The sequence below is a fragment of the Sphingomonas sp. CFBP 8760 genome (assembly GCF_014841615.1).
In the GTDB taxonomy this organism is placed as follows: domain Bacteria; phylum Pseudomonadota; class Alphaproteobacteria; order Sphingomonadales; family Sphingomonadaceae; genus Sphingomonas.
The window spans coordinates 49,615-64,356 of the sequence record NZ_JACYUG010000014.1; the positions used below are offsets into that span (position 1 = coordinate 49,615).

General features: G+C 61.8%; 10 protein-coding genes and 3 pseudogenes. 7 read left to right on the forward strand and 6 right to left on the reverse strand.

Going from position 1 to position 14,742, the window contains the following annotated elements:
- Positions 1-94 precede the first annotated feature (94 nt).
- Both IFT82_RS15620 and IFT82_RS15625 read left to right on the forward strand, forming a co-directional pair.
- A complete protein-coding gene (locus tag IFT82_RS15620) occupies positions 95-2,308 on the forward strand; it encodes a hypothetical protein (RefSeq protein ID WP_192128482.1) in 2,214 nt (737 codons plus the stop codon).
- Between the two features lie 579 nt (positions 2,309-2,887).
- Positions 2,888-3,699: pseudogene (locus tag IFT82_RS15625) on the forward strand (NYN domain-containing protein).
- Here IFT82_RS15625 and IFT82_RS15635 read toward each other — a convergent pair.
- Complete coding sequence (locus IFT82_RS15635; RefSeq protein ID WP_192128483.1) at positions 3,665-3,940, reverse strand: hypothetical protein; 276 nt, start codon at positions 3,938-3,940, stop codon at positions 3,665-3,667. The pseudogene IFT82_RS15625 and the gene IFT82_RS15635 sit on opposite strands and share 35 nt — an antisense overlap.
- A gap of 1 nt (position 3,941) precedes the next feature.
- Positions 3,942-4,367 carry a helix-turn-helix domain-containing protein gene (locus IFT82_RS15640; RefSeq protein ID WP_192128485.1) on the reverse strand — a complete coding sequence of 142 codons (426 nt, stop codon included), beginning with the start codon at positions 4,365-4,367 and terminating at the stop codon, positions 3,942-3,944.
- Between the two features lie 142 nt (positions 4,368-4,509).
- On the opposite strand from IFT82_RS15640, the gene IFT82_RS15645 reads away from it, so the two are divergent.
- From IFT82_RS15645 to IFT82_RS15665, 5 genes and pseudogenes are all read left to right on the forward strand, one after another.
- The gene (locus IFT82_RS15645; protein WP_207105806.1) at positions 4,510-5,316 is read left to right on the forward strand and encodes a hypothetical protein; all 807 of its coding nucleotides are present in this window, start codon (positions 4,510-4,512) and stop codon (positions 5,314-5,316) included.
- A complete protein-coding gene (mobF, locus tag IFT82_RS15650) occupies positions 5,313-8,672 on the forward strand; it encodes a MobF family relaxase (protein ID WP_192128493.1) in 3,360 nt (1,119 codons plus the stop codon). The genes IFT82_RS15645 and mobF overlap by 4 nt, the downstream gene beginning before the upstream one ends.
- Before the next feature lie 264 nt (positions 8,673-8,936).
- Positions 8,937-9,407 (forward strand): annotated as a pseudogene (locus IFT82_RS21020) (IS3 family transposase); the annotation flags it as partial.
- Positions 9,394-9,526: pseudogene (locus IFT82_RS15660) on the forward strand (integrase core domain-containing protein); the annotation flags it as partial. The pseudogenes IFT82_RS21020 and IFT82_RS15660, both read left to right, overlap by 14 nt.
- Positions 9,527-10,062: 536 nt before the next feature.
- A complete protein-coding gene (locus IFT82_RS15665; RefSeq protein ID WP_192128497.1) occupies positions 10,063-11,106 on the forward strand; it encodes a hypothetical protein in 1,044 nt (347 codons plus the stop codon).
- On the opposite strand, the gene IFT82_RS15670 is transcribed toward IFT82_RS15665, so the two are convergent.
- Genes IFT82_RS15670 through IFT82_RS15685 form a run of 4 tightly spaced genes read right to left on the reverse strand, consistent with a single transcriptional unit; the run spans position 11,070 to position 14,740 of the window.
- Complete coding sequence (locus IFT82_RS15670) at positions 11,070-11,609, reverse strand: WbuC family cupin fold metalloprotein (protein WP_192128499.1); 540 nt, start codon at positions 11,607-11,609, stop codon at positions 11,070-11,072. The two genes, IFT82_RS15665 and IFT82_RS15670, sit on opposite strands and share 37 nt — an antisense overlap.
- A gap of 34 nt (positions 11,610-11,643) precedes the next feature.
- Positions 11,644-12,651: a polysaccharide biosynthesis protein gene (locus IFT82_RS15675; protein WP_192128501.1), complete on the reverse strand. Its 1,008-nt coding sequence runs from the start codon at positions 12,649-12,651 to the stop codon at positions 11,644-11,646.
- 40 nt (positions 12,652-12,691) lie between these two features.
- On the reverse strand, positions 12,692-13,576 hold the full coding sequence (locus IFT82_RS15680) for a dTDP-4-dehydrorhamnose reductase family protein (protein ID WP_192128503.1): 885 nt from the start codon (positions 13,574-13,576) through the stop codon (positions 12,692-12,694).
- A 54-nt stretch (positions 13,577-13,630) separates the two neighbouring features.
- The gene (locus IFT82_RS15685; RefSeq protein WP_192128505.1) at positions 13,631-14,740 is read right to left on the reverse strand and encodes a DUF1972 domain-containing protein; all 1,110 of its coding nucleotides are present in this window, start codon (positions 14,738-14,740) and stop codon (positions 13,631-13,633) included.
- Between the last annotated feature and the right edge of the window lie 2 nt (positions 14,741-14,742).

Consider the following 14,742-nt stretch of genomic DNA (forward strand, 5'->3'; position numbering starts at 1 on the left):
CGGGCGGCTCATCGTGCCCGCGCCCTTGCACCGCACACTTGCCGGTGCGGTTTGCCCGCAGAATTTAATCGGCCAGACGGATGGATTCGAGGCGGTGGCGATCCACAAGGGCGATTACACAGCGATCCCGGCGGATGTTCTCTACCCGGTGCTGATCGGATATCGTCCAGTCTTCGCCAATGCGGTCTTCATCGTCATGGCATCGTCCGCCATCGGCGTTGCCGTCGATCGCGATCACATCGGTGCGCTGAGCGACATGATGACTTGGGCGCGGGCGCATGCGACGCCCGCGATCGTGCAGGCGACCCTTCCGCCACGAATGACGCTGGCGCCGGGCGATGCGCTGGCGCGGATGGCGCGGTTGATCGCGCGCGATCTGGTGAAGCCGGTGAAGGGCACCGGGCTGACGGCGGTTGCTGAAACCGCCCTCCCCTTTGCGGGCACCCGCTGGTTCTGGGGCGACGATGCCGCCAAGGTCGCCGAGCTATTCTGCCTCCCCACGCTGCGCGCCGTCGAACCCGAGCTCGTCGACCGGCTGATCGACACGATCCTGGCACTGTCGCGGGACGGGATCATCCAGCGGCGTCTCGGTCCGGCAGAGGCACGGGTCGAAGTGGCGGAGACGACCGACTTCCGCGTGCTGGGGACGTTCGTCATCACGTCCGGCGATCTGTCGCGCGGGCGCGTGCGGCAGGCGATCCGCTTCAACGACGGGCGCACCCGCCCCATCGTCTGTTTCGTGCCGGGGACGCTGGAGTGTGAATGGCGCGGACGACGCCTGACCTGCGATATCGCCGCCAGCATCTTCGCGCATTCGATTGAGCAGCACGGTGACCATGTCCTGCTGCGCCATGTCAGCACCATTCGCCATCCCGACGACGTGATGCGCGAACTGGGGACGGTGACCTGCACCTATACACTGGCGGCGGGACGTAGCGCGGTCGCTGTCGACCTGGTAGTAACCCCGGCGCGGTTCGTGACCCTGAGGGACATCAGCGTCACGTCGGGGCTGGGCGAATTGAACGAACTTGGCTGGTTCGATACGATCACGTCGTTGAGCGAGATGGGCGACGTCGCCATTACAGAGGCTCCATTGGGCCTGCCGCTTACCGGCAAGAACCCGGCGTATTTCGGTTTCTGGGAATCGCGCGCCCTACCCGGCCATGCGACGGGGGTCCACATCGTGCCAGACGATGGCCCGCCTGTTGAGATTGCCGGTACGGTCGATGGCGAGCGTATCGCCAGCCTGCAATGGCGTTATCGTAGTCGATCCGCCACGCGTCATAAGCCGTTTGTGATCCGCGACGAGCGTTTGGTGACTGCTGGCGGCTATTACGACCGGGCGCCCGAATATCGAGCGCTGGTTCGGGAAACGGACCCGGCATGGTGCCGCGATCCGAGCATGACCTATGATACGGGCGTCGAGCTGAACGCCGTAGCAACTTGGCTGTTCTTCGCGATCAATGGCCATTACGGCAATGTCCCACTGGCGCGCATTGCCGCGTTGCGCGCATGGTACGACCGGCATCTGGCGCTCTATCTCGATCATCTCCGCCTCGACGAGCCGAACCGGCACGAACGAATCTTCGTGCGCGGACTGGCTTTTGCTATCCTGTCGTTGGACACGGCCGCGCGCGCCTTTCCGGACGCGTGCTATCGCGATACCGCCGATCAGCTGACCGAGGCGCTGCTTGGTACCGAAGTGGCGGTGGGGGGCATCGACGACGCGGGGATCTTCGGCAGCGGCTTGCCAGAGGCGGCATGGCGTCCCGAACTCGACAGCCAATGTGCGGCGCTGCTAGCGCTGGGGCGCATGGCATATGCACCAGAAGCAGCAGCTGCGCTGTCGCCTGCCATCGCGCGTGGGCTGGCGGCGCTGCGGATCTCGATCCCGACCGGCTCGTCCTATGGCAACGACCCACTCGATCATCCGACGATCGTCATTGGGCGGCATCGCCAGGACGACGATCTGATCGATACCGGCTTCTGGACCTACAAGCTCGGATTGGCGCTGCGCGCGTTCCACATCATCGCACACGGCGCCGAGATCGGCGTCATCAACCTGCCCACGCCGCTCCGTGCGCATTTGGCGGATCTTGATCGCACCGCCCGGGAGGCGTTGCTGTATGCGGCGGAATGCCGCAACGACGTCATTGAGGTGCGAACTTCGTTTAATGCCGGGGAGACGAACTCTGAAACCCAGCCATGGGTCGCATTGGGGTTAGTCTCTGATCTCGAACGGGTGATCGTAGGCGAACCAACGATGGTAGATGCATCATTGCGCTTCTTTCGTTTCCCGCATGTATAACGACGGGCGATTGATCACTCAGAAGAGGGCAGTTTAGCAGCCACGCCCCGCCACGTTCAATTGATCGATCAGCAGATCAAATGGCGTTGCGATCAGGCAATGCCCGGGGTTTCCGGGCAGATACGTTCTGCTGGCCGGCTGTCACGCCGGCCCTAAGGCCCCACGGGATGCCATAAATGATGCCGAGGCCACAAAACCAACCCACGACCTAATTACGATCGGCAAAAGCAAGGAGCACACACCACGCTATGCATAGCGGTTGTGCAACGAGCGAAAAGTCGTTGGTGGACAATGGTGTAGCAGCGTAGCAGCATTGCTACCGGACGGATAAAAGCTGGCCGGGGACGTGCTACAGGCCTGCTACGCTGCTACGCACGGCCTTGAGGGCCGCCATGACACCGGCTTGGCATCCCAGCCGGATATGACCGTCGGCGAGTCATATTCCCGCCCCGCGGGACGGCCGGAAACGTGGCCTCGGCAGCGGGTCCGGGTCAGTTTTCGACATCCTGCGGATCGCTCGTGGAGATGCCGGCCGAGCTTGCGATGACAAGCAGTCGGATTGCCGACATGATGCCCGGCATGACCGACGATCCGACCTCCTCGCGCAAGCTTGCCGTGCTGATCGATGCCGATAACGCATCACCTCAAATTGCGGCGGGATTGTTCGAGGAAATCGCGAAGATCGGTGAGGCCAGCGTGCGACGGATCTACGGCGATTTCACCGGTACGAGGCTTAAGGGCTGGGCCGAGATCGCGCCGCTTTATGCGTGCCTGCCGCATCAGAATTTCGCGAACACTGTGGGCAAGAACGCCTCCGATATCGCGCTGGTCATCGACGCCATGGACCTTCTGCATTCGAGGCGGTTGGACGGCTTCTGCCTGGTGTCGTCGGATGGCGATTTCACCCGACTGGCAGCGCGTATCCGGGAACAGGGCATCGACGTTTTCGGCTTCGGCGAGAGCAAGACGCCGGCCAGCTTCCGGCAGGCCTGCAAACGCTTCATCTACACCGAGAACCTGACGGCATCCGGGAAGGCCGCACTGGTCGTGACGGCGAGCCAGACCACAGGCGATTCCACAATGGCGACAGGCTTGCCGGCAACGGCTGCCGCGTCCTTGATCGAGACCGCGATGGGGGGCAACTCGATGATCACGCCGGCTGGTATTTCCTGGGCTCGGTTGGGCAGCGGCTGATCACGCTGACGCCGGACTTCGATCCGCGCAATTACGGCTGCGCCAAGCTCATCACGCTCGCCGAGAAGATCGATGCTTTCGACGTCCGCCGGGACGGTCAAGATCTACATCCGCCCCCGCAAAGCGGCATGAACGTCGGCTCGACCTCGCGACCCGGACAGGTCAGCGGCGATCCTGAAAATCGGCACGTCGCGTGATGAAGAAGCGGTCATCGTAGAAGCGGATCAGCATGGTCATGCCGCTTGCCGCGGCTCCGGTCCAGCACAGGATCACCATGAGGGATGAGCCAAGCAGGAGATCGACGGCAAGACCGGCAAAAAGCAGCACGACGCATAGCCAAGCCAAGCGGCGTCCGCTGTTCCAGTTACGCCGTTCGAAACCCATCAAACGGTTGCCCTCTGCCCACTCGGCCATGATCCTGTCGCTGCGCTGTTTCATGTCAGTCCCCTTGCGATAGCGCGAGTAGCATATGCCGCAGGCGCCGGCGTGTGTCAGCATCGGCATCGTCGCCTTCGTCGTAGAGCGAGCGGGCCAATACCTGGCAGCGACCGGGCTTGAGGCGCAAGCCGACGTCGACGCGGAGCGCTTCGATCATCGCCAGCAGCCGGTCGTACCGCTCCCACTCGACGGGGCCGTGATAGCGGGTGGGCGTGGTATCGGTGCCGAAGACCAGCCAGCCGGCATCGATCTCATGATCGCGGCACAGCTGACGCACCACGCCAAGCGGCGGTTCGACCACATCCTTTTCCCAGCTGATCAGCGACCGGGTGGAGAAACCCAGCGCTTGCGCCAGTGCATCCTGACCCATTCCCGCCACGCGACGGATCGCCTTGATGCGGCCCCCGAGGGTTGAAAGCCCACTCATTCAAAGCTCATTGACATGAAGACTGCTTCACCTAGCGTAAGATAAACAACTGTGAGTGTATCCGGTCACGCTTTCGGAAGCGATGGTCTGACGCAAAGGGGGAAGACGGAGCATGTCGAGGACTATCCAGGTCAACATACGAGTGACGCCCGAGGAGCATGCCCGGCTGCTGAAATGCGCTGGCGATGCCGGCCTCGAACGCGGCGTATTTACCCGCGGCCTCGTCATGGAAGGTCTCGATCGCATAGCCGGCGGTGAGCCCATGGTCCAACGCACGCTGCCCGGACCCGGTCACCTCGTCGCTATGGACGCCATGCTCAACAAGGCGATCATGGAAGTCGAACGCTTCGCCAACAAATGGGCCGCCCATGAGGCAGAGCTGCTCTCGCTGGAGCGCAAGGATCAACTCGCGATGCATTCCGCGCGGGTCGAGTTCCTCAACGGCTTCCCTGAACGCATCTCCCGCAGCCTGGAGCCGATCAAGAAGGAGATGACGGCGATGAAGGCCGCGATCACGGACCAGCCGCGTCTCGATGCCATCGATAAAAAGCAGGCGGAGCTTGTCGAGGCGGTGCGGGAGAATACCGAGGCGATCAAGGAAGTCCGAGAGGATCCACGCACGGTGACGGGTCTCGTGCTGGGTGACGACCGCTTCTGGTCATCGGCGTCCATCTGCCTGTGGAGCCTGTTTATGGCAGGTGTCGGCGCCTTGTTCATCATCGGGTTGAGTATGTCCGTGCCCGCGGTTGGTATACCCTTGGCGCACAAGATGGCAGCGGGAGACGCCGAGTTCTGCCGGCTGGTTCGTTATCACTTCGAAGCCGAAATCTGCCAGGTGCCGGTCGGCCATCGCACCGATCCGATCGTGAAACCGGCAGCGGCACCGGCAGCGGGCAAGGGCTCCCGCACCAAGGCAGGCGCGGCATCAGCCAAGGTGAAACGCTCATGATCTCGGTCAGCGCTGTCTCCTCCGCCGGCAATGCCGCGAGCTATTATGCGAAGGACAACTACTACACCATCGATCAGGCCGAGGGGGCGAGCGCCTGGGCGGGGGAGGGGGCGACCGCACTCGGCCTTGAAGGTGCGGTCGACGCCGACCGCTTCGAGGCAGTGCTGGAAGGCCGCCTGCCCGACGGCAGCGTGATCGATGCGAGGCGCGGTGAGCATCGCCCCGGCTGGGACCTGACCATGTCGGTGCCCAAATCGGTCTCGATCCTGGCGCTGGTCGGGGGCGATGCCCGGCTGATTGCCGCGGTGCGCGAAGCGGCAACGGCAACGCTCGGCTGGATCGAGCGCAACATCGTCGAGGCCAGGGTATCGACCGCTGAGGGGCAGCGGGCGGTGCGTACCGGTAACGTGCTGGCCGCGACATTTCTCCATGACGTGAACCGCAACGGTGAGCCGCAGCTGCATGCCCATAACGTGCTCGCCAATGCCACCCGGATGGCGGACGGCAGCTGGAAGGCACTGCACTCCGACGCATTGTACCAGCGTCAGCACGTCATGGGCGCGGTCTTTGCCTCCACCTTGCGCGCCCGTGTTGAGGCGCTGGGCTATGCGACGATGCCCGCACAGAACCCGATCGATGCAGCATTCGACATCGCGGGTGTGCCGCGCGGCGTGGTCGAGACGTTCTCGACACGCTCGGGTGAGATCGACGCTCACCTGGAAGCGCTTGGACGCGAGGGAACCGCGCGCGAACGCGAACTGGCGACGCTGGCGACCCGGGACGCCAAGACCCCCGAGGTGGCGCCAGCACTCCGCGCGGAAGGGTGGCGGGCTTTGGCGGCGAAGAATGGTTTCGACGCAAGCCGGCTGGTGGGGGAGGCGCTTGCCCGGTCGGGGCGAGCGGAGACGATTTGGACACGAACGATGCGCGGCGTACGCGGGGTCGGGGAACGGGGGCTCGCCGTCGTGGCGCGGATGGGGCTTTCCCCACGTGACGGTGATCCCCTCGTACCCGAACGGCTCGGGCGTCTTGACCCGGTTCGCTATGCCGCGGCGCAGGCGGTCGCCTCGGCGGCCCGTGATCTTGGGGAGAGTGAAGCCGCGTTCGACCGGCTCGACCTGATCCGCGCTGCCCTCGAGCGTGGTGGACCGGTCACGGTCGGTGATGTCGAGGCACGCATCGCGCTCCTGGAGGGCAAGGGCCTACTGTTGGGTGACGGCGACCGTATGATGACCACCGAGAGCGCCGTGCGCCTCGAGCAGGCCTATCTGGCCGGTATTGAGGCGGGGAGGGGGCAAGCGGTACCGATCGTGTCACCGAGCGCTGCCGTGTCCGCCGCGCAGGAGGCGGCGCGCGAGCTGGGCCTGCGCCCGCTCAATTCCGGCCAGCAGGCCGCAGCGGTACTGATCCTGTCGTCGACCGACCGGGTGGTGAACATTCAGGGCGGTCCCGGTCGCGGCAAGTCGGCAGCTTTGGCGCCGGTTACCGCGATCGCGAAGGCGCAGGGGCATCATGTCATCGGGCTCGCCATCGCCAGCCGTACCGCGACTGCGCTGGGGCGTGACACGGGCGCGGAGACGAGCACGGTGGCCCGCTTCCTGGCGCGTCATGCCCGGGTGATCGACGGCACCGCGAGCGCTGCCCAGCTTGCCCGCGTCACCGCCGAACTGGAAGGCGCGGTGATCATGGTCGAGGAGGCCAGCCAGGTCGGCACCAGCGACATGGAGCGCATCGTCCGTCTCGCCGACATGACCGGCGCCGCCCGGCTGGTCCAGATCGGCGACAGCCGCCAACTGGGCGCGATTGCAGCTGGCAGGCCGTTCGAGGATAGCCAGCGCGCCGGGCATGCGACCGCGCACATCACCGAGAACCTACGATCGCGCTCCGATCAGATGAAGGGGATCGTCGCCGCACTCGACGGCAAGGACCTGTCCACGGTGTTCGAGCTGTTGAAGCCCGACACGACCGAGGTAGCCGCAGGGGATGTCGCGCGGGCTGCCGCTGCCCGGTGGGCGGCGCTGCCCAAGGAGATACGCGACAACACGCTGTTGCTCACCGCCGGTCGGGCGATGCGCAGCGAGGCCAATCAGGCGGTGCAGGCCGAATTGAAGGCAACCGGCGAGATCGCGAGCATCGGCACCCGCATCGAGGTGCTCGACCGGGTCAATGCAACCCGGGAGGGTGCCCGGCTCATGAAGGGCTATCAGCCGGGCCGGGTGGTGGAAATCCGTACCAATCTACCGTCGCAGGGTTTCGCCCGTGGCGAGCGAGGTGTCGTGAAAACGGTTGAGGGCGGACGGGTACGCCTCGAGATGCAAGGCGGCGGAGAAAAGCATCTGCAGCCCGGCCGGTTGGCGAAGAACCTCAAATACGATGCCGTCACGATCTACCAGCCCAAGCAGATCGAACTCCATGCCGGCGACCGCATCCGCTGGACCGACAACGATCATGACCGCAAGCTGAGTAACGCTGACATGGCCCGTGTTGAGGAGGTGGGTGCCGGCAGGCTTGTCGCCTCATCGCTCGTTGACGGCACCGTGCATGAACTGAAAGCGGGGGATCGCATAGTCGAGCGGCTCGATCTGGCGTACGCGATCAACGTCCATATCGCGCAGGGCGTCACCACCGACCATGGCATGCTGGCGTTGCGCTCGAGCGAGCGCCGCCTGCTAAGCGAGCGCTCGTTTCTCGTCGCCTTGACCCGCATCGCCGACAAGGTGGCGCTGATCGTCGACGATGGTCGTGCGATAGAGCGCGGCGTCGCGCGCAATGCCGGCGACAAGACCTCCGCGTTGGAGACGATCGGGCGGGCGGAGATGGGTGCGACGATTCGGATGCCGGTATCATCGCCGGCGATCGATACTGCGGTCGAGCGCTATGCGCATCTGTTCCTCATCGCCGAGCAGCGGGCAATCGACGGCCGACCCACATCGATGGCCCAGGAACGCGAGCTTAGCGTAGCCGCCGCGGCGCTTGACCGGGTACGCGTGAACGGCGCGGGGGATTTGCAGATCGTGCTCGACCGTGAGCTTGGGTCGCCAGGCACCGTATGGAACGACCTCGGTCGCTTGACCCAGGCATGGCGGCAGGAAGGGCAGGTACGCACCGATCGTGGCACCTATGCCGAGCGGTTCGTCACGGACTGGAAAGCGGTGTCGGCCGACAGCATGGCAGCGACGACCAACCGTAGCGAGGCGATCGTCGAACGGCGCCAGGAGCGGCTTGAAGACCGCATGTTGCGCGAGCCGGCGCTGGAACGCGCGCTTGACCGTGCGATGCCGGAACGTCAGCTTCGGATCGAGGAGCCGGAATCCGGGGGGCGGGTGCGAGAGCGCGATTTCGGCATGGACATGTAGGCTGGTGGAGCCAGTCATTGTGTTCTTCACGAGAAGCGATTTCGCCGATGTCGCCAGCACCCGCGTTCACCGGCCCGCCAAGCAGTTCCAAAGCCGCCGCGGATGGGATATTCGGCAACCGTACCAAAGATGACGGCCCCTTTTATGATAGGTGGCTCATGAAATTTGAACAGTGGCGATAAGGAATAGTCGTTCTGACAAAGGCCATATTGGCCGCGAGCAGGAGGCAAGATGGGCAATCGACCGCGCTGAAATTATAGCTCGGTGTTCAAGGCCAAGGTAACACTGGCTGCCGTGAGAGGCGAGAAGATGCTGACCAAGCGCAGCAGTATGACGTGCATCCGAACCTCATCAACCAGCGGCGGGCACAGCTGTTGGACGGCGCGGCGGACGTGTTCGGTGCGGAGCCGGCCGCAGGAGAAGCTACGGTTGACGCGACGACACTGCACGCAAAGCTCGGCAAGCCGATGCTAGCGAATGATTTTTTTGGCTAGTGCGCTCGGGAAGGCTGGTCTGTTGTCGAGTTAAAAACAATGATCGACCGTAGTCATTCGTTGTTGTTGGTTGCCCAAACGCGACAGCTCGGCAGCATCTACTATCTGCCACCGGGCGGTATCCCTGGCTGATCTGACGATCATGCGGCGGATAGACGAACGTCACCGGCTCTGTCCGTTCGCCGGCAGCCGGATGCTGCGCGATCTGCTTCGGCAGGAAGGCTTGGTTGCGGGACGAATGTCTCAACGAGACGCTGTTCGTGTCGCTCGGTCATGCCCGCTCGGTGCTGCGGCTGGCGCGACGACTACAACCACGTGCGACCGCATAGCGGGATAGGCGGGCTGACGCCCGCCGATGCTGCCGGGCGGGTTGCGCAACACCGCCCTGAGGGGCATCATACCAACCCCGGACTCCAGTTACGACTGGTAGAGCTTTGGGGAGCACGTCACTCGATCCAGACTGTCATAGTCGATGGATCATGCAGAAGGGGGCAGTTCAATTACTCTGATCAGATTGGAGTATATCTCACTCACCGGCGACTATCGCTGTAACACCAAAGACCGTCCTCTATCCGGTCGGATCAGGCCGTTGCGCATACCAGCATCATTGCTTGCAGTGTAGCACTACCCGGAAGTTTGCTTATCTTTCACGCTTGGCGTACGTAAATCCCACTTCCGTGTCGTACCCCCTAATACGGCAAGGGAGTATCCATCGGCTATACGAACCAAGGCAAGTTGCCTATTTTTAGTGATGACAAATAAATAGTTCGAGGTCGTTGCGAGTGTCTTTTATCCATAAAACTAATAGCTTATTGATACGCCGTAGAGGTGTGACGGGGCTTGTATTGATGTCCTTTGGTCTCCTGACAATTGGTCGACGCACACAAGCACGCCCTGTGGCAAACGCGATACTGCTTACTCAGGTGAAGTTGGAAAGCTTTCGCGATCCCGTTCGTCCGGAAACGATCAGGTTGCCTGCGGGTATCTTCGAATGCACCGGATTGACGATCGGATCAAATACGCGGCTGATCGGCGCCGGTCAGGGCAGAACCGTCCTTTGCCCTACACGCGGAGCAAACCGGCCTGTTCTGGTGAATGCCGATCCGCTGGCCGGTAATAACCATATCGAGATACGTGACATCACGATCGATGGTCGTGCTTCCGATCAGGATCGAACGGTCAACGGCATTCAGATGGAAAATGTCACTCAATCCATCTTCGATCTTGAGGTTAGAAACTGCTTCGGGTCCGGCTTCCTGCTGAGCGGTGGTCGTGCGAACCATTTCGGTCCGACCATGTATTGCCACGGCAACGGCCGTCGTAGTGCCGGTTATGGTTTGTATATATTCGGATCGAGCGGCAACGTCGTTCGAGGCGGTCGATTCAACGACAATTGCATAGGAATAGCCGTGGAGGCATCGCGACAGGGTGTCGAAGCCCGCGACAACCGCCTTCTTCAGGTACAATGCACAGCAAATCGCGCCGATTTTGGCCAGTCTGGTGCCGGCATCCATTTTGAGCAATCGGAAGGTGGTAATTGCGATGGCGGCGTGGTGATCGATCCACGGTGCATCCACTCGACGGGGGTCGGCATCAATAACACCGGCTGCCTGTTGAGGATCGATGGAGGTTATTGTGGCGAGAATCGTGAAGCCGGCATCGTCACGATCGCTGCCATTGGCTTCACCTACGATGGCATCGTCTGCAAGGACAACGCACGGGGCAATTCCACCGGTTATCGTAGCGAGATGCGTTTCGATGATACCGGACTGCAACCGGGCAGCCGCGGAACGGTAACGAATTGCCGGTTGAACGGAACGGCCCCCGACGGAGGGATGCGGACGATGTCCCGGCATAGTGCCATCCGTTTCATCAACAACAAAGTCATTGGCTATCGTTTTCCCTATATCATGTCGGGTATCGCGGATCTGGCAAGCTGATCGCGAACGGCGTCGCTACGCAGCGCAGTTCGCCGCAGGTCGCGAAGATAGGATTGCGCTGCCTCGGCATTTCCCTCGTCCGGTGCCCATAGCGCGGGTTCCTTTGCCGCCTGCGGATCGAAGGGACCGGCCTTTACTTCAAGCAGGATCGCCTGGTCCGTCAGCGGCACGACGCTATGCCATGTCAGCGGCGAAACCCTGACCCCGAACGGTGCGCCACGACGCCAATGTGCTTCCGTCGAGAACGGCACGATCGTCGCGATCATACCTGCTTCGTCGAACGTCAGCAGCGCCAGGGCGCCGCTGATCGCGACCAGCAATTCCTCTTTGGGGTCCAGTGTGTGCCGATGTGGGCGGATATAGCTGTCGGCGTGCAACGCGTTGAGGAAACGCTGGCACGGCTCTTCATAACTGTCATGCAGGTTTAGATGCTGCCGACGCCGCGATGACGTCGTGGCGGCAGCCTGAAGTTTTGCCAGCGTATCTGGACCGAATGCCGTCATGGGGTCCGACACCATATCGCACCGCAGGCTGGTATCACGCCAGTTGATCCTTGATGAAGTCCAGCTTGCGCAGCAAATCCATCGTCTGCTCGACGTTCAGCCGTTCCGTATTATGCGAAGTATAATCATCGGACGCCAGCTCTGCCGGCTCTCCTTCCGAGACGTATTTGGTGTAATTCAGGTCGCGGGCATCCATCGGCACGCGATAATAAATGCCCATATCTTCTGCCTTGGCCTTTTCTTCGCGCGATAGCAGGGATTCGAACAGTTTTTCGCCATGACGCGGTCCGATCACGTTGACCGGGCGATCCGCATCGAACAGGTTCAACAACGCCTGTGCGAGATCGTTCACCGTCGATGCCGGTGCCTTCTGGATGAACAGGTCCCCCTGTTGCCCATGCGTGAAGGCGTGAAGCACCAAGTCGACAGAATCTTCCAGCGACATCAGGAAGCGCGTCATGTTCGGGTCGGTGACCGTCAATGGCTTGCCTGATCTGATCTGGTCGACGAACAGGGGGATCACCGATCCACGCGACGCCATGACGTTGCCGTAGCGCGTGGCGCAAAAGACGGTGCCGCCATCTGTCTGCATGCGCGCCTTGGCGATCATCACCTTTTCCATCATCGCCTTGGAGATGCCCATGGCGTTGATCGGATAGACCGCCTTGTCGGTACTGAGTACGACCATGCGTTTGACGCCGTGCGTTATCGCGGCGTTCAGCACATTCTCGGTACCCAGTACGTTCGTGCGAACGGCCTCGATCGGAAAGAATTCGCACGAAGGAACCTGCTTCAATGCTGCGGCATGGAACACGTAATCGACGCCGCGCATGGCATCGTTGACGCTCTGCTCGTTGCGAACGTCGCCGACATAGAACTTCACCTTGGGATTCTGCAGGGCGACACGCATGTCCTCCTGCTTTTTCTCGTCGCGACTGAATACCCGGATTTCCCGCACATCGGAGTTCAGGAAACGTTTCAGCACGGTATTGCCGAACGACCCCGTACCTCCGGTGATCATCAGGACGGAATTCTCAATCATTCTTTCATTCCAATCTGTAGGCGCCGATATCGCCTGTCTGTCAGCGGGTCGGCAGATCGTGCCGCCAGGGATTGGCACGTCGCATATTTCGGATCAACTCCGACCATGGCGCGGGGCGGTAGCCGGTATGATCGCGGAAGCGTGTCGAATCCAGACTGCGATCAATCACGAGGCGATCGCTCTTCCGGATTGGAATTCTGTGATCGTAAATCTCGGCGAGGAGGCGCAGCAGTTCGTATTTGGCGATTGGATCGGCCGACACGTGATACAGACCAGTCAGCGAATCATCCGTCAGAACGTATCGACCGATCACCCTAGCCAGTTCGTCGGTCGGCAATCCACTGAAGATCGCTCGCTCGAAACCATCGACCGCGTCCCGCTGGCTTAGGAACCAGTCGACCAGCGACAAGGAGGTGCCCAGTTCATGCCCGATGATCGACGTCCTGAGCGTAACAGCATTGGGATAATCGACCTCACCCAGGTATTTGGACATACCGTACAGGTCCCTGGCATCCGACGGGTCGATTTCGACATAATTGCCCCGGTTCCCGGTATAGACGCAATCGGTGCTGACATGGACCAGCCTTGCGCCGGCAAGATCGCACAACCGTGCCAGTCGATGCGGCAGCATGGCATTGAGCGGCAGGCTGGCCAGCGGGTCCTTGGCGGCCCCCTGCTGCTTGATGACGCCCACACAGTTGATGACGGCCTCTGGGCGGATTTTGCCCAGCACCGCGACCAATTGGTCGTCGTCCAGCACATCGATGCCGGGGATCAGCCGCTGGGTCTGCTCTGCCGTGAAATAGCGGAAGCAACCGCTACCACGTACCGTGCCAAAGACGTCATGATCGAACGGTTCCTCGCCCAGCACCCGCAAGACCGCGTTACCGAGCATCCCCGATGCGCCCAGGATCAGAATTTTCATCGTCTGTTTCTTCTTCTGTGAGGCTTGCAATGCCCGTTGTTCACGCAGGCGTGCCTAGTGCTGAAACCGGGCGAATGCCGCTAGATGGCGCTCGACGCACAACGCCCAGCTGAACCGCTGGCGGATGGTCCCGCAGTTGGTTTCGCCCAGCTTTCCATGCGCGGTCGCGTCCATTGCCTCGAACCGGTCGATACACTGGGCCAGTTCTATTTCGTCTGTGAAATAGAGGTCATCGTTCGGCCCCAGCACATCCGCGTTCGACGAGGTACGCACCGCGATCACTGGTGACGAACAACCCATTGATTCCAGAAGCGATGGATTGGTACCATCGCTTGCGTGGCCGTGAAGCAGCGCGGCAGCGTGTTGGCGGTACCGTACCAGCAGGTCGTGATCGTAGATCGGCCCCAGATACGTCACGCGATCGCCATCGGCCAATGGCAGCACCTCTTCATCGAGAAAGCGCTGATCGGGTGCCGGGCCGATGATGACCAGCCGGCGCCCTGTACCGGATGCGCGAAATCCCCGCACCATCAACGGTATGCTCGTTTCGGGAACCATCCGGGCGACCGCTAGGTAATAACTCTCCTTCTCCGGTGATCCAGCCGCGCCCGGATCGATCGCCAGAATAGGGGCACCATATTGGATGGTGACGGGATCGACCTTGAACTTAGCGCGAAAATGCTGCCGGATCGGCTCGGCATCCGCGATCAGCCCATTGCTGAGGCGGGCCGCGGCCCATTCGCACAAGAATAGCCATGTGCGTGCGCCCGGCCCCCAGCGCTTGCTCTTCCATTCCAAGCCGTCGGGATTGACGACCATCGTCTTTCCGAAAAGCCGGGGGATAACCAGTGCGGGACCGCTGGCATAGCCCAGCATGTAGACGATGTCCGCATCTGACAAACCTGCCTTGATCAGCGACAGCACATCGTAAAGGAGGTTCGCGATCGCCCGTAAGACGCGGTTCTTTGTCAGGTATTCGAGATTCCTGACGAACGTCAGGCGAATTCCCTTATAGTCCGGCGCCCGATATGCCTGATAGCCGGGACAATAGACGGTGACATCGATACCGGCCGCAACCATGCCGAGGCCAAGCTGCTCGGCAAAGGTTTCGAACCCTCCATAGCTGGCCGGTACACCGCGTGATCCGAGGATGGCGACTTTCATCT

Excerpts from the sequence above, each read along its gene's own strand:
- IFT82_RS15675 (WP_192128501.1), bottom strand. The coding sequence starts at position 12,651 with ATGATTGAGAATTCCGTCCTGATGATCACCGGAGGTACGGGGTCGTTC.
- IFT82_RS15685 (WP_192128505.1), bottom strand. The coding sequence starts at position 14,740 with ATGAAAGTCGCCATCCTCGGATCACGCGGTGTACCGGCCAGCTATGGA.
- IFT82_RS15640 (WP_192128485.1), bottom strand. The coding sequence starts at position 4,367 with ATGAGTGGGCTTTCAACCCTCGGGGGCCGCATCAAGGCGATCCGTCGC.
- IFT82_RS15670 (WP_192128499.1), bottom strand. The coding sequence starts at position 11,609 with ATGACGGCATTCGGTCCAGATACGCTGGCAAAACTTCAGGCTGCCGCC.
- mobF (WP_192128493.1), top strand. The coding sequence starts at position 5,313 with ATGATCTCGGTCAGCGCTGTCTCCTCCGCCGGCAATGCCGCGAGCTAT.
- IFT82_RS15680 (WP_192128503.1), bottom strand. The coding sequence starts at position 13,576 with ATGAAAATTCTGATCCTGGGCGCATCGGGGATGCTCGGTAACGCGGTC.
- IFT82_RS15635 (WP_192128483.1), bottom strand. The coding sequence starts at position 3,940 with ATGAAACAGCGCAGCGACAGGATCATGGCCGAGTGGGCAGAGGGCAAC.